The sequence below is a fragment of the Kocuria sp. CH-021 genome (assembly GCF_049716185.1).
Lineage (GTDB): Bacteria > Actinomycetota > Actinomycetes > Actinomycetales > Micrococcaceae > Kocuria > Kocuria cellulosilytica.
Map to the genome: position 1 here is coordinate 162,618 of NZ_JBNAFK010000002.1, position 19,202 is coordinate 181,819.

Annotated in this window: 12 protein-coding genes; 10 read left to right on the top strand and 2 right to left on the bottom strand. The window is 73.5% G+C overall.

Going from position 1 to position 19,202, the window contains the following annotated elements; all coding sequences use genetic code 11:
• The first annotated feature begins 32 nt into the window (after positions 1 to 32).
• Positions 33 to 1,652: a GMC family oxidoreductase gene (locus ACPYN7_RS02060; protein WP_424346542.1), complete on the top strand. Its 1,620-nt coding sequence runs from the start codon at positions 33 to 35 to the stop codon at positions 1,650 to 1,652.
• An 82-nt stretch (positions 1,653 to 1,734) separates the two neighbouring features.
• Here the strand turns inward: ACPYN7_RS02060 and ACPYN7_RS02065 are convergent, their stop codons facing one another.
• Positions 1,735 to 4,857 carry a hypothetical protein gene (locus ACPYN7_RS02065; protein WP_424346543.1) on the bottom strand — a complete coding sequence of 1,041 codons (3,123 nt, stop codon included), beginning with the start codon at positions 4,855 to 4,857 and terminating at the stop codon, positions 1,735 to 1,737.
• A gap of 128 nt (positions 4,858 to 4,985) precedes the next feature.
• On the opposite strand from ACPYN7_RS02065, the gene ACPYN7_RS02070 reads away from it, so the two are divergent.
• From ACPYN7_RS02070 to purU, 5 genes are all read left to right on the top strand, one after another.
• Positions 4,986 to 8,330 (top strand): SNF2-related protein, encoded by a 3,345-nt coding sequence (locus ACPYN7_RS02070; RefSeq protein WP_424346544.1) that lies wholly within the window; start codon positions 4,986 to 4,988, stop codon positions 8,328 to 8,330.
• 190 nt (positions 8,331 to 8,520) lie between these two features.
• Positions 8,521 to 9,933, top strand: a complete 1,413-nt coding sequence (locus ACPYN7_RS02075; RefSeq protein ID WP_424346545.1) for a TY-Chap domain-containing protein — start codon at positions 8,521 to 8,523, stop codon at positions 9,931 to 9,933.
• 133 nt (positions 9,934 to 10,066) lie between these two features.
• Entirely contained in the window at positions 10,067 to 11,305 is a 1,239-nt protein-coding gene (locus ACPYN7_RS02080; protein WP_058874325.1) for a benzoate/H(+) symporter BenE family transporter, read from the top strand.
• Positions 11,306 to 11,548: 243 nt separating this feature from the next.
• The gene (locus ACPYN7_RS02085; RefSeq protein WP_424346546.1) at positions 11,549 to 12,694 is read left to right on the top strand and encodes a VIT1/CCC1 transporter family protein; all 1,146 of its coding nucleotides are present in this window, start codon (positions 11,549 to 11,551) and stop codon (positions 12,692 to 12,694) included.
• A gap of 600 nt (positions 12,695 to 13,294) precedes the next feature.
• Positions 13,295 to 14,161, top strand: coding sequence for a formyltetrahydrofolate deformylase (purU, locus tag ACPYN7_RS02090; protein ID WP_058874323.1), 867 nt, complete (start codon positions 13,295 to 13,297; stop codon positions 14,159 to 14,161).
• 49 nt (positions 14,162 to 14,210) lie between these two features.
• Here purU and ACPYN7_RS02095 read toward each other — a convergent pair whose 3' ends face one another.
• On the bottom strand, positions 14,211 to 15,266 hold the full coding sequence (locus ACPYN7_RS02095; RefSeq protein ID WP_424346547.1) for a Gfo/Idh/MocA family protein: 1,056 nt from the start codon (positions 15,264 to 15,266) through the stop codon (positions 14,211 to 14,213).
• A 170-nt stretch (positions 15,267 to 15,436) separates the two neighbouring features.
• Here ACPYN7_RS02095 and ACPYN7_RS02100 point away from each other — a divergent pair, with 170 nt between their 5' ends.
• The 4 genes from ACPYN7_RS02100 (at position 15,437) to ACPYN7_RS02115 (ending at position 19,198) form a co-directional block, all read left to right on the top strand.
• Positions 15,437 to 16,177, top strand: a complete 741-nt coding sequence (locus ACPYN7_RS02100) for a GntR family transcriptional regulator (RefSeq protein ID WP_424346548.1) — start codon at positions 15,437 to 15,439, stop codon at positions 16,175 to 16,177.
• A gap of 60 nt (positions 16,178 to 16,237) precedes the next feature.
• Complete coding sequence (gene iolB / locus ACPYN7_RS02105) at positions 16,238 to 17,155, top strand: 5-deoxy-glucuronate isomerase (RefSeq protein ID WP_424346549.1); 918 nt, start codon at positions 16,238 to 16,240, stop codon at positions 17,153 to 17,155.
• Positions 17,156 to 17,253: 98 nt separating this feature from the next.
• Positions 17,254 to 18,636 carry an MFS transporter gene (locus tag ACPYN7_RS02110; protein WP_424346550.1) on the top strand — a complete coding sequence of 461 codons (1,383 nt, stop codon included), beginning with the start codon at positions 17,254 to 17,256 and terminating at the stop codon, positions 18,634 to 18,636.
• 169 nt (positions 18,637 to 18,805) lie between these two features.
• On the top strand, positions 18,806 to 19,198 hold the full coding sequence (locus ACPYN7_RS02115) for a tautomerase family protein (protein WP_058874319.1): 393 nt from the start codon (positions 18,806 to 18,808) through the stop codon (positions 19,196 to 19,198).
• The last annotated feature ends 4 nt before the right edge of the window (positions 19,199 to 19,202 follow it).

The window sequence follows — 19,202 nt, forward strand, 5'->3', positions numbered from 1 at the left end:
CTCGTTCCCCGAATTCCCCGCCAGGAGAGACCATGACCGTTCCCAGCACCACCCCCGCCCCGCAGACCCCGCAGGAGTTCGACTACGTGGTGGTCGGCGGCGGCTCCGCCGGAGCCGTCGTCGCCGCCCGGCTGTCCGAGGACCCGGCCGTGACGGTCGGGCTCATCGAGGCCGGCCCGCACGACGCGGGCATCGACGAGGTGCTCACCCTCAGCCGCTGGATGGAGCTGCTCGAGTCCGGCTACGACTGGGACTACGCGCTCGAGGAGCAGGAGAACGGCAACTCCTTCATGCGCATGGCCCGCGCCAAGGTCCTGGGCGGGTGCTCCTCGCACAACTCGTGCATCGCGTTCTGGGCCCCGGCCGAGGACCTCGACGAGTGGGAGCAGGTCCACGGCGCCGAGGGCTGGAACGCCGAGACCGCCTTCCGGCTCTACCGGAAGCTCGAGACCAACGACGCCGACGGCGCCCACCACGGCCACGACGGACCCGTGCACCTCATGCAGGTCCCGGACGACGACCCCTGCGGCGTCGCCCTGCTCGAGGCCTGCGAGCAGGCGGGGATCCCGCGCACCCCGTTCAACACCGGCGAGACCGTGGTCAACGGCGCGAACTTCTTCCAGCTCAACCGCAGGCCGGACGGCACCCGGGCCTCCGCGTCCGTGTCCTACCTGCACCCGGCCGCCGACCGGGCCAACCTCACGGTCCTGCACTCGACCCAGGCCAGGCGCGTGGTCGTCGAGGACGGCCGGGCCGTGGGCGTGGAGGTCGTCGACAACGCCTTCGGCACGGCCCGCACCGTGCGCGCCCGCCGCGAGGTCGTCGTCTCCGCCGGGGCGATCGACACCCCCAAGCTGCTGATGCTCTCCGGGATCGGCCCCGCCGGGCACCTGCGCGAGGTCGGCGTGGACGTGCTCGTGGACTCCCCCGGCGTCGGCGAGCACCTGCAGGACCACCCCGAGGGCGTGATCCAGTGGGAGGCGAAGAAGCCCATGGTCACCGAGTCCACCCAGTGGTGGGAGGCCGGGATCTTCACCCGGGTCGACCCCGGCGGCGACCGGCCGGACCTGATGATGCACTACGGCTCGGTCAACTTCGACATGCACACCTACCGGCAGGGCTACCCCACCGCCGACAACGTCTTCTGCCTCACCCCCAACGTCACCCACGCCCGCTCCCGCGGCACCGTGCGGCTGCGCTCGCGCGACTTCCGGGACAAGCCGAAGGTCGACCCCCGGTACTTCACCGACCCCGAGGGCTACGACATGCGGATCATGACCGCCGGCATCCGCAGGGCCCGCGAGATCGTCGCGCAGTCGGCGCTGTCCGAGTGGGCGGGCACGGAGCTGTTCCCGGGGAAGGACGTGCAGACCGACGAGGAGATCGCCGACTACGTCCGGCGCACCCACAACACCGTCTACCACCCGGCCGGGTCCTGCCGGATGGGCCCGGCCGAGGACGCGATGTCCCCGCTCGATCCGCAGCTGCGGGTCAAGGGCGTGACGGGACTGCGCGTGGCCGACGCCTCGGTGATGCCGGAGCTGACCACGGTCAACCCCAACATCACCGTCTACATGATCGGGGAGCGCGCGGCGGAGCTCATCGCCGCGGACGCCGGCGCGGAGCTGATCGTCGCGGAGGCCGGCGCCTGAGCGTCCGTCCCGCGGAGCAGGACGGCGGCGGGCCCCGGGTCGGACGACCCGGGGCCCGTCGCCGTTCCCGGCCGGGAGCCGCTCAGCTCATGAGCTTGTCCACCAGCACCTGGGCGAACTCGGGCGTGACGTCCCCGTAGTTGAGCGAGAAGTCCTCGTCCACCTTGGCGGGCAGCAGCCCCGAGCACAGGACGGCGGCGCGGGCGTAGAGCCCGGCCAGCTCCGCGCCGATGGGCACGGACAGCAGCTCCAGCTCGGGATCGTAGGAGACGATCGGCACCCCGGCCTGCCGGGCCGCGAAGTGCTTGCCGATGCCCGAGGCCACGAACCGGGCGTGGCCGGACTCGACGTCCGCCGGGGTGCGGAACGCGTACCGGGTCCGGTGGTGGTGGTTGATCCGGTACAGCCCCGGCCGGTTCCGGTCCTCGGTGTGCTCCCACGTGGCGTCCTCGGGGGCGAAGCGCTCGGCCACCCCGTTGTACTGCATCTCCGCGCGCCGCAGCCGCTCCTCGACCTCCGACAGCGGGGGCAGGGTCTCCAGCATCGCGGGCCCGGCGTCGAAGACGACGTCGCACAGCCCCACCGGCAGCGCCTCCTGCAGCGTGCCGAGGTCCACGTCCTGCAGCAGGGTGGTCCCGTGGTCCTCGGGGGAGAGCACCACCACGGACGCCTCCTGCGCCGCCGCCTCCGCGACCAGGGCCTCCTTCTCCGGGGTCCAGCCGCCGGTGAGCAGCACGGAGCCGTCCACCAGCTGGGTGAGGGAGGGACCGCAGACCTGCCAGCGCCGCACGATCCAGTGCTCGTCGCGGACCACCTCGAGGAAGCCGAGGGCCTGCAGGTGGCCCACGAACCACTCCTCGAAGCGTTCGGAGTCCTCGAGCTGGCGGGCCACGATCGACAGGCTCGAGCGCTTGCCGCCGCCCAGGAAGGTGAGGGCGTCCCGGAACGGCGCCCAGGACGTCGGGTACTCCCCCTCGTCCGGGCCGATGAAGCGCAGCGCGTCCACGGAGCCGGTGGAGGTGAGCGCGGACGGCTTCGTGAGCCGGCCCGGATAGCGCTTCTGCAGCCCGCACTGGGCGCACTGCCCGAAGATCCACGGCGCCTTCGCCTTGGGCTCCATCGCGGGCAGCACGATGCGGTGCCGGCCGGTGGCCAGGCAGGAGCGTCCCTCCGGCTCGGGCAGCGCGTTGCTGCGCTCGAGCAGCAGCTGCCCCTCGGAGGAGTGCCAGCCCGGGGCGCCGGGGACCTCGTGGTCCCCGCCGGCCTCCCGCGCGGGCAGGTTGTCGAAGGCGCCCTGCACGTACCGCTCGGGCAGCTCCGCCACGATGCCGGCCGTGACGGGCCACAGGGGCTCCTCCTCGACGTGCACCATCTCGCCCTCGTAGCCGAGGGAGCGCTGGGTCAGGTGGAAGGAGGAGTCCCGGAGCTTGAACTCGCGGCGCTGCCGGACCGTGCGGCCCGCCTTGAGGACCAGGGTGTAGTCGTTGGGCTTGAGGGTCCGGTCCGCCCGTGCCATCGGCGTGCCGTGCAGCGAGATCTGGAACGGCGGCACGCGCCCCTCCACGAGCTTCGCCTTCTCCAGTTTGAACGAGTGCGGGTTGCGCCACTCGCACTCCACGGTGAGGGGCGCGTCCGTGTCCGAGGTGATGGTCACCTGCGGGGGGCGCAGCGCGGACCAGCGCACCACGCTCCCGGGGATCCGCAGGCCCCCCGAGAGGGTGATCGCGGGGACCAGCCGGGGCACCAGGCCGGAGAAGTTGTCGTTGGCGGTGAGCTCCGGGTTGCCCGCGCGCAGCACCTGCACGTCGTCGAACATCACCCAGCCCTCGGCCAGGCCGTGGGTGCCGGCCTCGACGAAGCGGTAGTCCGGGGAGGCGGAGTCGTCGAGGATGCGCTTGATCTGGGCGATCCACTCGGGCTCGTCCCGGACCATGATCCGGCACGGCCAGGCCGCGGGGATGTGGTCCACGGAGATGAAGGTGTCCGAGAAGCCGTCCTTGGCGAAGATCACCACGGGGCGCGGGTTGCGCTCGAAGCGCACGTCCCCGGCGCTGAGCTGCAGGGTCCCGCCCAGCAGCGATCCCGGGTCCATCCGCGCGGTGTAGGCGGAGACCCCGACGAAGGCGTCCCCGATGAAGGACAGGAACACGGTGCGCGGTCCCGCCGTGGTCTCGAGCTCCACCTCCCGGCCGGAGAGGAAGCGCTTGGGCACCACGAAGCCGAGCTCGAACACGGGGTTGCCCACGTAGTCGGTGCTGTCCGTGAGGGACAGGGAGCACGACTTGACCGCGCTGCGGCCCGGGCCCCGGCCGTTGGCGCGGACCTCGGCGCGGGCCTGCTCCCGGGACTGCTCCCAGACCGCGAGCTCCGCGAGGGCGATCTCGAGGCCGGGCTCACGGGTCAGCGGGTTCGCCCAGACCTGCTTCATGGCCTTGGACGCCTTGGTCTCGGCCATGTCCAGCCAGAAGTCGAGGTAGACGCCCAGCTCCGCGGCGGACAGGCCCTGGGCGGTGGTCATCCCCAGGTCCTCGAACATGCGGTGCAGCTGGCGCCGCTCGGCCTCGCCGAACATCGTCTGGGACAGCGCGAGCCCGACCGGCCGCTGGTTCACCGCGTACGCCGTGGGCAGGCCGATCTCGCCGTTGCGCAGCTCGAGCCAGTAGCGCAGCGCGTCCCAGTACGCCTCGGTGTCCTTCTTGAAGGACGACTCGAGGGCCTTGGCGTTCTCCGGCCCGGCCTGCAGCAGCACGGTCAGGGGCAGGAAGAACGTGGAGACGGACTTGTTGCCCGTCCGCGCCGCCAGGGTCGACATGTGCCGTCCGGCGAGGGCGAACAGCGCCAGCAGGGCGACGACGGGCGGCGGCGGGATCTCCGCGATGGAGTCCAGGCTGCGGCGGGTGGCGCGGTACCACTGGCCGTTGAGCCGGTTGAACACGTCGAACACCGAGCGCCGCCCGTCCTCGGTCACCAGCAGCGGCGTCACCGAGTCCGCGAGCGCCCGCAGGGTCGAGGGCCCGTCGAGGCCGCGCTCCTCGCCGATCGCGGCGAGCGTCTTGTCGTCGAGGTCGAGGTAGATCAGCTCCCCCGCCCGCTCCGGGCCGAAGAAGGCCGCGCAGACGGCGTCGTTCCAGCGGAGGTAGGCGAGCTCCTCGGCACTGTCGGCAATGGCATGGTCTCCGAGGCGGAGCCCAGCAGTGTCGGGCACGAGTCCTCCGTCCGCGGCCGCACGTGGGGCCGCTGTCGATAGTTCGAGGGGTCGCCTCGATTATAGATAGCCCGCGGGAGGGCTCCGCACACGCGGCTGCCGGTGCCCCGGACCGATACGGTGGGACGATGCACTCCCCTCCCGGCCCCCTCGTGGACTCCCGGCGGCTCGTCGCCGCCTCCGGGCCCGCCGTCTTCCGCCGCGGCCAGGAGTACTTCCGCACCGGGCGCGTGCGCACCGTCCGGTGGTCCCCGGGCGCCGAGGGGGCCGGTGTCCTCGCCGCCGAGGTGGAGGGCTCCGGGGCGGTGTACTCGGTGACCGTGCACGTCGGGGCCGGCGGCGCGCCGGGGCCCGCGTGGTGCACCTGCCCGGCCGGAGGGTTCTGCAAGCACGCCGTCGCCGCGGTGCTGCGCCACAACTTCGAGACCGCGGTCCGCGCCCACCAGCAGGGCGGCACCGCCGCGCCGTCGTCCCCGGCCGGCGCCGCGCCCCGGGAGGGGCGCGCGTCCGCGCGGCGCGGGGACGCCCCCGACTGGAAGGACGCCCTGACCGAGATCCTGGGCGGGACGGACCACGTGGAGCCGCCCCCCGAGGAGCCGGAGGGGGTGGCCCTGGAGTTCGACCTGCGCCGGGAGCCGTACCGGTACGTGCACGGCACGGGCCGCGCGGGCTCGCCGTGGCACCTGTACGTCCGCCCGGTGCGCCGGGGCCGGCGCGGCGGGTGGATCAAGGGCGGACTGGACTGGGAGACCGTGACCGCGGACGCCGGCCGGTGGTCGCTGAGCGCCGAGCAGGTCGACTGGTTCGACGAGCTCCGGGCGCTCAGCGCCACCCGCTCCCCCTGGGCGGTGCACGACCGGCACTGGATCCGGCTCGACTCCTACGCCTCCCCGCTGCTGTGGGGCATTCTCGCCCGGGCGGAGGCCGCCGGGATCTCCCTGGTCGGCCGGGAGCACGGGCTGCCCGTGGCGCTCGAGGAGCCGGGACGCTTCCACGTGGACGTGCTGCGCGGCCCCGGCAAGGACCTCGAGCTGCGGCCCACGGTGGACAGCGGCGGCCGCCGGATCGCCCTGGACACCGCCCGGATCATCGGCGATCCCGGGCACGGGCTGTTCTCCCCGGACGGCGACCCGCAGGCCGTCGCCGACACCGAGGACCTCAACGTCCTGCCCCTGCGCCTCGTGCCCCTCGCCACCCGGCTCACCCGCGAGCAGCGGCGGTTCCTGGACACGGCGGGCGGGCTGCGGATCCCCGAGGACGAGGTCGAGGAGTTCTTCGACCGCTACTTCCCGCGGCTGCACCGCAGCATGGACGTGGACACCGGGGACGGGTCCATCGAGCTGCCGCAGGTCGCGGACCCCGAGCTGGTGCTCACCCTGGAGCACCAGGAGCTCACGATCCGCGCCCGCTGGGAGTGGGAGTACCAGAAGGGCCGCGAGCGGATCCTGCTGCCGTTCCGCCCCGAGGACCCGCTCGCCGACGAGCCCGTGCACCGGGAGTCCTCCTGGGAGACGGCGGTCACCGCCGCGGTCCGGCACCGGGCGCCCGGCGTGGACTTCCGCCGCTCGAGCTACGTGGCGCAGGACGCCCTGGTGCTCGTGCGCGAGTGGCTGCCCGCCCTCGAGAAGGTCCCGGACCTGCGGATCGAGCACACCGGCGGGCGCCGTGCCTACCAGCAGATCGCCGAGCCGCCCACCATCACCGTCAGCACCGCCGCCACGGAGCGCCGCGACTGGTTCGACCTCGGGGTCACCGTCAAGGTGGGCGAGTTCTACATCTCCTTCGCCGACGTCTTCCGCGCCCTCGACCTCGGCCAGGACGTGATGCTGGCCCCGGACGGGTCCTGGTTCTCCCTGGACCGCCCCGAGTTCGACCGGCTGCGCGAGCTCATCGCCGAGGCGCGCTCGCTGCAGGAGAGCCCCGAAGGGCCCCTGCGGATCCACCGGCACCAGGCCGGGCTGTGGCAGGACCTCGAGGACGTCGCCACGGACACGGAGCAGGCCGAGGCCTGGCGGAAGGGCGTGCGCTCCCTGCTCGAGCTCGGGGCCGTCGGGGCGCCCCCCGTCCCCGCCACGCTGCACGCCGAGCTGCGCCCGTACCAGCGCGAGGGCTACTCGTGGCTGAGCGTGCTGTGGGACCACGGCCTGGGCGGGATCCTCGCCGACGACATGGGCCTCGGCAAGACCGTGCAGGCGATCGCCCTGATCTGCCGCGCCGTCGAGCAGGACCCGGACCTGCCGCCGTTCCTCGTGGTCGCCCCGACCTCCGTGGTGCCCAACTGGACGGCGGAGATCCGGCGCTTCGCCCCGTCCCTGCCGGTCGTGGGCGTGACCGACACGCAGGCCAAGGCCGGCACCGCGCTCGCGGACTCCGCCGGCGGCGCCCGCGTGGTGGTGACCTCCTACACCCTGCTGCGCCTGGACGAGGCCGCCTACCGGGGGATCTCCTGGGCCGGGGTGCTGCTCGACGAGGCGCAGTTCGTGAAGAACCCCCGGACCAAGGCGCACCGGGCCGTGAAGGACCTCGACGCCCCGTTCAAGCTGGCGATCACGGGCACCCCGCTCGAGAACAGCCTCGTGGAGCTGTGGGCGCTGCTGTCCCTGACCGCGCCCGGGCTGTTCCCGTCCCGGCGGAAGTTCACGGAGACCTACCAGCGCCCCATCGAGCGCGGACAGGACGCCGCGGCGCTCGCCCGGCTGCGCCGCCGCGTCAAGCCGCTCATGCTCCGCCGCACCAAGGAGTCCGTGGACCTCGAGCTGCCGCCCAAGCTCGAGCAGACCATCGAGGTGGAGCTCTCCCCCGCGCACCGCAGGATCTACGACACGCGCCTGCAGCGGGAGCGGCAGAAGGTCCTGGGCCTGCTGCGCGACCTCGACCGCAACCGGTTCACCATCTTCCAGTCCCTGACCACCCTGCGCCTGCTCAGCCTCGACGCGTCCCTCGTGGACCCCGCGGCCGACGTCTCCTCCAGCAAGCTCGACCTGCTCTTCGAGCACCTGCCCGAGATCGTGGCGGAGGGGCACCGGCCCCTGGTGTTCAGCCAGTTCACCAGCTTCCTCAAGAAGGCCGCCGCCCGCCTGGACGAGCTGCGCATCCCCTACGCCTACCTCGACGGCTCGACGACGGACCGCGCGCGGGTGCTCGAGCGGTTCACGTCCGGCGAGGTCCCCGTGTTCCTGGTGAGCCTCAAGGCGGGCGGCTTCGGGCTCAACCTCACCCAGGCCGACTACTGCTTCCTCCTGGACCCGTGGTGGAACCCGGCCACCGAGGAGCAGGCCGTGGACCGGACCCACCGCATCGGCCAGCAGAAGAAGGTGATGGTCTACCGGCTCGTGGCCCGGGACACGATCGAGGAGAAGGTCATGGCGCTCAAGGAGCGCAAGGCCAGGCTGTTCACGGCCGTGCTGGACGACGACAGGATGTTCTCCAGCGCCCTCACGGCCGAGGACATCCGGGGCCTGCTGACTCCCTGACCTGCGGCTGCGCCGGCGGAGGGGTTGCGGGCCCGTCACATTCCCCCGCACGAGCGGGAAGCGGCGGGCAGGCACTAGCATCGGAGGTGCGCGGTATCGTGCGGCGGTGTCGGTGCCGTGCGACGGCGCTACCCCCTCGGCCCGGGCGCCTTCCCCGAGCCGGTCCGACCACTCGACCGGAGGACCCTCCATGCCTCACGCCGTGGCGGGACTCGCAGCCTTCGTGCAGCGCTACGGCTCGCTGATCCACGCGATGGCCGACCGCGGGATGACCCGCGGCCAGGTGCGCATGCGCTTCCAGCTGCTGTTCCCGGAGGAGCCGGCCGCCCTGCTGGACGCGGCGATCGCGCACCTCGGGCAGCGGTTCCCGCAGGACACCGCCGCCCCCGAGATCAACGACGGCGCCGTCGGCGCCGGCGTGTGGCTGGTCATGGCCCAGCACCTCGGGCTGACCCCGGCCCCCGACTACGCCGCGCTGAACCTCAGCACGGATCTGGTCCGCGACGTCACCGGGCTCCTCGCGGTCTCCGACGCCGACGGCTCCCTCACCCGGCGGACCCTCGGCCTGATCGGCGCGGCCCAGCAGCACTGCGCCCGGGAGACCGCCTGCCGTCCGCTCAGCGCGCACAGCTACGAGATCGCGCGGCTGGGGCTGTGCACGGACTCCGAGTTCCTGTGCACGCTCGCCCACCACTGGCCCGTGCCCGACCGCACCGTGGCCCAGCGCCTGGGCGGCGGCCGCTGGGACGTGGCGCTCGAGCGGATCGGGCTGCGGGCCGGCGCCGAGCCGGCGCTCGAGCGCGCCTTCACGGAGGAGGAGTACACGACCGCCGTCACGGCGTTCCTCTCCCACTGCCGCAGCGCCGGCCACCACCCGACCACGGCCCGCTACGGCCGGTGGGTGGTCGAGCAGGAGGCGCACAGCACCCGCAGGCCCTACTTCGACGGCGTCCGCCGGTTCTTCGGCTCGTGGGAGGAGGCCATGCGCTTCGCCTCCGCCCGCCAGCCCGCCGGGGAGCCCGCCGGGGACGGCTTCGCCGACACGAGGACCTGGTCCGACCTGGCCACCCCGGAGGCCCAGGAGATGCTCGGCCGCGCCGGCATCGGCGTGGTCCTCCCGGACGAGACCACCCCGGTGGCCGGCGAGGACGTCTGGGAGGACCTGCGCCGGCTCATCGCCACCGTGCTCGCCCGGCTGCCCTGGAACGACTTCCTCGTCGTGGAGTACGAGCGCTGCGACGACCGGTCGGAGGCGCCCGTCGCGTGGGCCGGGGTCGGCCCGCACGGCGTGGAGTGCGCCGTGCTCTCGGGCGGCCAGCTCGCGAACGCGGCCTGGCCCGTGGACGCCACCTTCTTCCACGAGGACGAGTGGAACGAGCCCGCGGGCTGGGACCAGCCGTGGACCACCGCGCCGCTGGGCTTCCCGGAGGCGGCGCAGAAGCTCGTCGAGGGCCTGCGCTTCGGCTGGGGCTGCGCCGACCCGTACCGCTTCCACTGGGGCGTGGGGTCCTTCCCCGCGGAGACCCGTGACGAGGCCGACGTCATCGCCCCCGACCGCCGGCAGTGGCGCACGCCGGCGGCGCCGGACACCGTCGACTCCTGACGCCCGCCGGAGCACTCATATGCTGTGCACCGGGAATCATGCGGGACTGATATTTATCTCCCGCGGGGCGAGGTCCTAGGCTGGCACGGTCCGCCGTTCCACCGCTGCGCGTTCTGTCATCCGGGAGCACTCCATGAGCCGCCACGTGCCGAGCACCACCCGGTCCGCCGGGCACTCCGGCCGCGGGCTCCGGCGGGACTGGTCCGCGTCGGCGGTCCTCGCGGGCCTCGTGGCCGTGGTCGTCTCCTACTCGGGGCCCGTGCTCGTGGTCCTCGAGGCCGCGCGGGCGGGCGGGCTCAGCCCGGAGCTCACCTCCTCCTGGCTGTGGGCCATCTCGGTCGGCTCGGGTCTCACGTGCGCGCTCATGAGCGTGTGGACCCGCCAGCCCGTCATGGTGGCGTGGTCCATCCCGGGGGCGGCGCTGCTGATCACCTCGCTCGGCAACTACTCCTTCTCCGACGCCGTGGGCGCCTACGTCGTCACCGGTGTCCTGGGCCTGCTCCTGGGCGTGACCGGGCTGATCGGCCGGATCCTGGCCGCGGTGCCCAAGCCCATCACCGCCGCCGTCCTGGCGGGCGTCCTCTTCCCCTTCTCCATCAAGGTGGCCGCGGCCGTCGTCGAGAACCCGTGGGTGGCGGGCGCCCTGGTCCTCGGCTATCTCCTGGGCCGGCGGTTCTTCCCCCGCTACGCGGTGTTCGCCGCGCTGGCGCTGGGCGTGCTGGCGGCGCTCGTCCGGGGACGGATCGAACCCGTGGTCCTGGACCTCTCCCTCACCGAGCCGGTGCTGACGCTGCCCACGTTCTCGTGGGACGCGATCGCCGGGATCAGCATTCCGCTGCTGATCGTGACCGCGGCCGGGCAGAACGCCCCGGGCCTGGCCATGATGCACACGGCCGGCTACGACGCCCGGGACCGCCTGCTGCTCGGCGCCTCGGGCGTCGCGTCGGTCGCCTTCGCGCCCTTCGGCAGCCACGCCCTCAACCTCGCGGCCGTGACCGCGGGCATCGCCACCAGTCCCGAGTCCCACCCGGACATCGCCCGGCGCTACGTGGCCGGCGTCTCGTGCGGGTTCTTCTACGTCCTGTTCGGCCTGTTCGCGGACACCATCGTGGCCGCGTTCTCGGCGATCCCTCCGGGGATGATCACCGCCCTCGCCGGCGTGGCCCTGCTGGGCGCGCTGCAGGGCTCCTTCTTCGACAGCATGCACCCCGGCCGGCACCAGCCGGCGGTCATCGAGGCGGCGCTCATCACCCTGGTGGTCACGGTCTCCGGGATCGCCCCCTACGGCATCGTCTCCCCGTTCTGGGGCATGCTCGCAGGGATCGCCGCGTACGCGATCCTGCGCCGCCCCGCGGCGGCCGGTTCCCGCTGAGCGGTCCGCAAGGCACCGGCCCCGAGTTCCGGCGGCGCCCCCGCGGGTCTACACTCGTCGGGTAGCGAAGGGGAGCCGCTCCCGGGTGCCCGCCGCCCGTCGGCCCGCCGCCGTCCCGGGCCCGACGACCGGTGCCGACGGTCCGCCCGTGCCCGCGGACGGACAGGCCCCTCCGCAGCACACCGTACGCACCCCGGTCGGACCCCGCGCGCCCCCTGCCGCCGCGGGCCCGAGGAAGGCCCCATGACACCCGCACCCGACGCCGACTCCCCCACCTCGCGGGAGGACACCTCCCACCCGAGCCGATCCGAGCGGGGGCAGATCCGCCGCTGGCGCAAGTACCTCGCGGAGGAGCGCGCCGAGGCACGGATCTACGCCCTCCTCGCCGCCCGCAGCACCGGCCGGGAGCGGGAGATCCTGCACCAGGTCTCCGAGGCCGAGCGGCGCCACGCCGAGCACTGGGTCCGGCTCCTCGGCCCGCACGCCGGGTCCGAGGCCCGGCCGTCCCTGTACTCCCGGCTGCTGATCTTCCTCGCCGCGCACTTCGGCTCCGTCTTCGTCCTGGCCCTGCTCCAGCGGGCCGAGAGCCGCTCCCCCTACGAGCGCGAGCAGGACGCGTCCGACGCCATGGCGGCGGACGAGGCCGTGCACGAGGAGATCATCCGCGCGCTCGCCACCGAGGGCCGGCACAAGCTCTCCGGCAACTTCCGGGCGGCGGTCTTCGGAGCCAACGACGGCCTGGTGTCGAACCTCGCCCTGGTGATGGGCGTGGGCGCCACCGGGACCTCCTCCGGGATGGTGCTCTTCGCGGGGATCGCCGGCCTGCTCGCGGGCGCGCTGTCCATGGGGGCCGGGGAGTTCGTCTCCGTGCGCTCGCAGCGCGAGCTGCTCGACGCCTCCCAGCCGACCCAGGTGACGCTGCACGTGGCCCCGAACCTGGATCTGGACGCCAACGAGCTCGTGCTGATCTACCGGGCCCGGGGCATGAGCGAGGAGGCCGCCGAGCACCGCGCCGCGGAGCGGCTGGGCTACTACGAGTGCGACTGCGATCCCTCCCGGTCGTTCCAGGACACCGTCGAGGACGAGCCGGCCCAGCACTCCACCGTGGCCCTGGGCACGGACCTGGGGGCGGCGGCGTCCAGCTTCTGCTTCTTCGCCTCCGGGGCGATCATCCCGATCCTGCCGTACCTCGCGGGCCTCACGGGGATCCCCGCGATGGCCGTGGCCCTCGTCCTGGTCGGGATCGCCCTGCTGGTCACCGGGGGACTCGTCGGACTGCTCTCCGGGGCCTCGCCCTGGAAGCGCGGGCTGCGCCAGCTCGCCATCGGCTACGGCGCCGCCCTGGCCACCTATCTCCTCGGCCTGCTGTTCAACACGAGCGTCGCCTGACCCGCCCGCCGCGGGGTGGTGCGGGCGCACCGGTCCTGTCCGTACTTCGGGGGACAGCGGCCGGCACCCCCCGCAGCGGACGCCGGCCGCTCCCGGCGCGAAAGGGCTGGTGGGAGCCGTATTTCCGGCGGATCCGCGGCCTCGGGAGGCTGCCGGGCCGGCCCACCGGGCGGCGCTCCCCCGCCCTGCACGCCCCGTTCCGGGAATCTTCTGGGGAAAGCGGGTGCGGACGCGGTGCCGCGTCGGATAAAGTTGCAAACGTGGTGAGAACCACAGCAATGGGGGAAATTGCACGGATCGGACCGATTCGGACGCACTGGGGGGTGCACCGTCTGCGGCATCCGTGTTCTGAAAGCCGCTCAGCCCACGGCTCTCCTCTGTTGAGGCGTGCAACGCCTGCCGATGGCCGCGGGTCCTCCATGGGAGGCGCATCTCTCCCCGCGCCGGGCGGACTCCTACCGCCCGTTCCCGCGGCCATCGGTCTACACCGCGCCCGGCACACCGTCCCGGCCCGCTGGGGCTAGGATCGGAGGGCCGCGCACGCCCCAGCCGGGGCCGCACCGCGCGGCGCACCCGTCACCAGCGCCGAGGAGCCCGCCCATGCCCGCCCAGGGGACCGTCGAACACGTCCTGACCGTCCACTGCCCCGAGGCCCACGGGCTCGTCAGCGCCATCACGTCCAACCTGACGCAGCAGGGCTGCGACATCTTCGACGTGAAGCACTTCTCCGACCGCTTCACCGACGAGTTCTTCATCCGCTGCCACACCGTCAGCGAGGCCGGCACGGCCACCGTCGAGTCCCTGACCGACGGCTTCGCCCCCGTCGCGGAGCAGCACGGCATGCGGTTCCGGCTCGTCTCCGTGCAGCGCCGGACGCGGGTGCTCGTGATGGTCTCCCGCTTCTCCCACTGCCTGACGGACCTGCTGCACCGCACCCGGATCGGCGAGCTGCCCATCGAGATCGTGGCGGTGGTCTCCAACCACCTCGACCACAGGAGCCTCGTGGAGTGGCACGGGATCCCTTTCCACCACATCCCCGTCACGGCCGGGACCAAGCCGCAGGCCGAGGGCCGGCTGCTGGACCTCGTGGACCGCTACGACGTCGAGCTGGTCGTGCTGGCCCGCTACATGCAGGTGCTCTCGGACGAGCTGACCCGCGAGCTGTCGGGGCGGTGCATCAACATCCACCACTCGTTCCTGCCCTCGTTCAAGGGCGCCAAGCCCTATCACCAGGCCTACGCCCGGGGCGTGAAGATGGTGGGGGCCACGGCCCACTACGTGACGGCGGACCTCGACGAGGGCCCGATCATCGCCCAGCGGGTCATGCCCGTGGACCACGCCCACACTCCCGCGGACCTCGTGGCGGTGGGCCGCGACGCCGAGATGCAGGCGCTGTCCCGCGCCGTGAAGTGGCACGCCGAGGGCCGCGTGGTGCTCTCCGGCAACCGCACCATCGTCCTGGTCTGAACGACCTGGTCCGCCCGGCCGGCCTCGCCGGGGCCGTCGGCGGGCGCGGTCACCGGCGGCCGGCCGCCCGTCCCGCCCCGGGGGCCGCCTCGAGGGGCTCCACCCGGACGGCGGCGCCCGTCTCGAGGGAGCGCTGGGCGGCATCGGCCACCCGGGAGGCGGCCACGGCGTCCCGGGCCGTGCAGGGGCTCGGGATCTCCCCGCGCACCACCTGCACGAAGGCGGCCATCTCCCGGCGGTAGGCCTCGGCGAAGCGGTCGTGGAACGTCGTGTGCGGCGGCCCCGCGGGGAACCCGACGCCCGGCTCGGCCGAGCGCATGGCCATGTGCTCGTCCATCCCCACGGCCACCGAGCCCTGGGAGCCCTGCAGCTCGAGCCGCACGTCGTGGCCCGCCCCGTTGTAGCGGGTCGCGGCCACGGTCGCCACCGTGCCGTCGTCGAGGGTGAGCACGGCGAGCGCGGTGTCGACGTCGCCCACCTCGCCGATCCGGGGGTCCCCGCGGTTGGACCCGCGGGCGTACACCTCAGTGACCTCCCGGCCCGTGATCCACCGGAGGACGTCGACGTCGTGCACGGAGCAGTCCCGGAACAGCCCGCCCGACGTCGCGAGGAACTCCACGGGCGGCGGGGTCATGTCACCGGTCACGGCGCGCACGGTGTGCAACCACCCCAGCGCCCCCGAGGCGTGGAGCTCCCGGGCGCGGACGTAGCCGGGGTCGAAGCGGCGCTGGTGGCCGATCTGCACCACGCCCTGCACGCGCTCGATCTCGTCGAGCAGGGGCATCGCCTCCTCGACCGACAGCGCCACGGGCTTCTCGCAGAAGACCGGCAGCCCGGCCTGCAGCCCGGCCCGGATCAGCTCCGGGTGGGAGGCCGTGCCGGTCGCCACGACGAGGCCGTCCACGCCGTCGTCGAGCAGCGCCCGGACCGTGGGCCGCAGGGCCGCCCCCGTCCGGGCGGCCACGGCGGCCGCCTGCTCGGGCACGGCGTCCGTGATGCTCAGCCGCACCGCCGGAGCGCCTTCCGGAGTGCGCAGGGCGGCGAGGTTGGCGGCGTGCATGGCGCCGATGCGGCCGGCGCCGATCAGTCCGATCCGGACGGTCATGGCAGGGGTCCTCTCGCGGGACGGGGGTCGGACCGGGACCGGCCCGCGGTTCATCCTGGGTGACCCGGCTCACCAATGTCAACACATTGTATGGACATGCACACATTCCATCGGCCACAATGGAGGGCGTCCGCAGTCCTGCACGCACGGTCCCGCCCCTGGAGGTCCCCATGTCCGGCCCGCTCCACCTCACGGTCGACAAGACCTCCCCCGTGCCCCTCTACCACCAGGTGGCGCAGGGGCTCGAGGACGCCATCCGCAGCGGTGAGCTGCCCCCGGGCACCAAGCTGGACAACGAGATCGATCTCGCGAACCGGCTCAACCTGTCCCGCCCCACCATGCGCAAGGCCATGGACCAGCTCGTCCGCGCCGGGCTGCTGGTGCGCAAGCGCGGGGTGGGCACCCAGGTGGTGGGCAGCCAGGTCCGGCGCTCGCTCGAGCTGACCAGCCTGCACGAGGACCTCCAGCGCAGCGGGGGCCGGCCCAGCACCACGGTGCTGGACTTCGCCCGGGTCCCCGCTGACGACGAGGTGGCGCTGCTGCTCGGGCTCGCCCCGGGCGCCGAGGTCTACCACCTCGTGCGCCGGCGGAGCACGGACGGCGAGCCGCTGGCCCTCATGGAGAACTGGATCCCGTGCGGGCTCTGCGAGCTCACGCGCGAGCAGCTCGAGAACGAGGGGCTGTACTCGCTGATGCGCGGACAGGGCGTCAACTTCCAGCTGGCCCACCAGCGGGTGGGCGCCGTCTCGGCCGACGAGTTCCAGGCGGAGCAGCTGGGGGTGGAGCCCGGGGCCGCGCTGGTCAGCATGCACCGCACGGCCATGGACGACCTCGGCCGCCAGGTCGAGACCGGCCGGCACGTGTACCGGGCCGACAAGTACACGTTCGAGCTCACCCTCGTCCAGCGCTGAGCGCCGGCGCTCCGGCCCGGAACCACCGCACGACGACGACACCGGAAGGCACACCCACTCATGCACACCGACAGCTCCCGCCCCGACTGGGTCCATCCCAAGGACTCCGCCGCCCAGGACGGCTGGTTCGTCTCCCTGGGCGGCCACGACTCCACCACCGAGGTCCCCGGCTGGGCCCACACGGGCCTGCGCGTGGCCGACCTCGGCCCGGGCGAGCGGATCAGCCTGGACGCCGCGGAGGAGGAGCGCATCGTGGTGCCCCTCACGGGCAGCTTCACGGCGGAGACGGGCGGGGAGAGCTACGACCTCGCCGGCCGCTCGTCCGTCTTCGCCGGCCCCACCGACGTGCTCTACACCGGGATCGGCCGGGACCTGACCGTGTCCACCCCGACCGGCGGCCGGGTGGCCGTGGCCTCGGCGCCCGCCCGTGCGGAGCACCCGACGCGGCTCGTGAGCCGCGACGAGATCCCGGTGGAGCTGCGCGGGGCGGGGAACTGCTCGCGCCAGGTGCACAACTTCGGCACGCCCGCGGCCCTGGAGGCCGACCGGTTCATCGTGTGCGAGGTGCTCACCCCCTCGGGCAACTGGTCCTCCTACCCGCCGCACAAGCACGACGAGGAGAAGGACGGGGAGACGGCGCTGGAGGAGATCTACTACTTCGAGACGCAGCTCGCCGAGGGCATGCCCGCCCCGGAGGGCCACGGCACCGATCCGATGGGCTACCAGCGCGTCTACGCCTCGGACGACCGGCCCATCGACGTCAGCGCCGAGGTGCGCTCCGGCGACGTCGTCCTGGTGCCCTACGGCTGGCACGGGCCCGCCATGGCGACCCCCGGCTACGACCTGTACTACCTCAACGTCATGGCCGGCCCCGGCCGGGTGCGGGAGTGGCTGATCAGCGACGACCCCCACCACGGCTGGATCCGCCGGACCTGGGACGAGTCGGCGGTCGACCCCCGGCTGCCCTTCGGCCGCTGAGCGGCTCCGCGGCGTCCCGTCCGGGCGTCCACGCCCGGGCCCGCCCCGGGGCCGAGCCGGCGGGCCCTCCCCCGTGGAGCCGCCGGCTCGGTCTGCTCGTGGCGGCGGTGCTGTTCATGGAGCACCTCGACGGCACGATCCTCGTCACGGCGGCTCCGCGGATCGCGGCCGACCTCGGCGTCGGCAGCGCCGAGGTCGGCCTCACGATGACCGTCTACCTCGTCACCGTGGCCGCGTTCATCCCCGTGGGCGGATGGCTCGCGGGCCGCTTCGGCCCCCGGCGGGTGTTCTGCACGTCCATCGCCGTCTTCACGCTGGCCTCCGTGCTGTGCGCGGTGAGCGGCAGCCTCCCGGCCCTGGTGGCCGGGCGGGCCCTGCAGGGGCTCGGCGGCGCCCTGATGGTCCCGGTCGGGCAGCTCATCGTGCTGCGCGCCACGGACCGGCGGGACCTGCTGCGGACGATCGCCTGGATCACGTGGCCCGCGCTGCTCGCGCCCGTGCTCGCACCGCTCGTGGGCGGACTGCTGACGTCCTGGGCGAGCTGGCACTGGATCTTCCTGGTCAACGTCCCGGTGGGCGCGGCGGCCCTCGTCGCGGCGCTGTGGCTCGTCCGCGACACCGGGACCGAGCCGCGACCCCTCGACGTGCCGGGGCTGTTCTGGTGCACGACCGCCGTGTTCGGTCTGGTCGCCGGACTGGAGCTCCTGCCGCACCGGCAGTGGGCCGGCGCCGCCGTCGTCCTGCTCGGCGCCGCGGCGCTCAGCGGGGCCGTGGCCGTCCGGTGGCTGCTGCGCACCGAGAACCCCCTGCTGGACCTGCGGGTCTACCGGATCCCCGGCTACCGGGCGGCCAACTCGGGCGGCCTCGCCTACCGGGCGGCCGTGAGCTCGGTGCCGTTCCTGCTGCCGCTGCTGCTCCAGGACGGCTTCGGCCGCTCGCCCGTGGAGTCCGGACTGCTCGTGACCGCGGTGTTCGTGGGCAACGTGGGGGTCAAGCCCGCGACCACTCCGCTGCTGCGCCGGTTCGGGTTCCGCACCGTCCTCGTCGGCTCCGTCGCGGGCGGCGCGGCGGCCGTGGCAGCGCTCGCCCTGCTCACCCCGGGAACGCCCCTGTGGCTCGTCACCGGCCTCCTGCTGCTCAGCGGGGCGCTGCGCTCCGTCGGGTTCACCGCCTACAACTCCCTGCAGTTCGCGGACGTGGGACCGGAGCAGCTCTCCTCCGCCAACGCCCTGTCCGCCACCAGCGCGCAGCTGGCCACCGGGCTCGGGATCGCCCTGGGCGCGCTCGTCCTGCAGCTGTCCGCGGCCACCGCGGACGCACTCCCCGGGACCGGCGAACTGTTCCCGCACCGTGCCGCCCTCGTGGCCGTGGCCGCCCTGCTCCTGGTGCCCCTGCTCGGTGCCCTGCGGCTCTCCCCCACGGCGGCCGCACACGTCACCGAGCGGCCGCCCCGGGGTGCTCGGTCCGCACGCCGGGGCTGACCGGGCGCCGCGTCCACGGCGTCGTCGGGCATGCCGTGCACTCTTCCAATATGTCCTGACATATGGTCAAATTCTCATAGCAGAGTTCTGCACCGTCCGGACCACCCCTGCAGGACCGCCCGGCACCGCACCCACCCCTCCCGCCCGCACCGAACGAAAGGCTCCGACCATGCCCCTCGTGCGCATCGACGTCGTCCAGGACCGCCGCTCCCCCGCCCAGCTCCGCGAGCTCGCCGACACCGTCCAGGACGTGATGCTCGACACCTTCGCCGCCCCGCCCCGCGACCGCTACCAGATCATCACCGAGCACCGGCCCGGGCAGATCATCGCCGAGGACACCGGGCTGGGCTACACCCGCACCGACGACCTCGTGGTCGTCCAGGTCACCCAGCAGGGCCGCAGCGAGGCCCAGAAGCAGGCCATGTACCGCGCCCTGGCCGACCGCCTCGAGGAGCGCACCGGCCTGGACCCGCAGGACCTCATCGTCTCCGTCACCGAGAACACCCGCGAGGACTGGTCCTTCGGCCTGGGCACCGCCCAGTTCCTCACCGGAGAGCTCTAGCCGC

Excerpts from the sequence above, each read along its gene's own strand:
- ACPYN7_RS02060 (WP_424346542.1), top strand. The coding sequence starts at position 33 with ATGACCGTTCCCAGCACCACCCCCGCCCCGCAGACCCCGCAGGAGTTC.
- ACPYN7_RS02070 (WP_424346544.1), top strand. The coding sequence starts at position 4,986 with ATGCACTCCCCTCCCGGCCCCCTCGTGGACTCCCGGCGGCTCGTCGCC.
- ACPYN7_RS02075 (WP_424346545.1), top strand. The coding sequence starts at position 8,521 with ATGCCTCACGCCGTGGCGGGACTCGCAGCCTTCGTGCAGCGCTACGGC.
- ACPYN7_RS02080 (WP_058874325.1), top strand. The coding sequence starts at position 10,067 with ATGAGCCGCCACGTGCCGAGCACCACCCGGTCCGCCGGGCACTCCGGC.
- ACPYN7_RS02085 (WP_424346546.1), top strand. The coding sequence starts at position 11,549 with ATGACACCCGCACCCGACGCCGACTCCCCCACCTCGCGGGAGGACACC.
- purU (WP_058874323.1), top strand. The coding sequence starts at position 13,295 with ATGCCCGCCCAGGGGACCGTCGAACACGTCCTGACCGTCCACTGCCCC.
- ACPYN7_RS02095 (WP_424346547.1), bottom strand. The coding sequence starts at position 15,266 with ATGACCGTCCGGATCGGACTGATCGGCGCCGGCCGCATCGGCGCCATG.
- ACPYN7_RS02100 (WP_424346548.1), top strand. The coding sequence starts at position 15,437 with ATGTCCGGCCCGCTCCACCTCACGGTCGACAAGACCTCCCCCGTGCCC.
- iolB (WP_424346549.1), top strand. The coding sequence starts at position 16,238 with ATGCACACCGACAGCTCCCGCCCCGACTGGGTCCATCCCAAGGACTCC.
- ACPYN7_RS02115 (WP_058874319.1), top strand. The coding sequence starts at position 18,806 with ATGCCCCTCGTGCGCATCGACGTCGTCCAGGACCGCCGCTCCCCCGCC.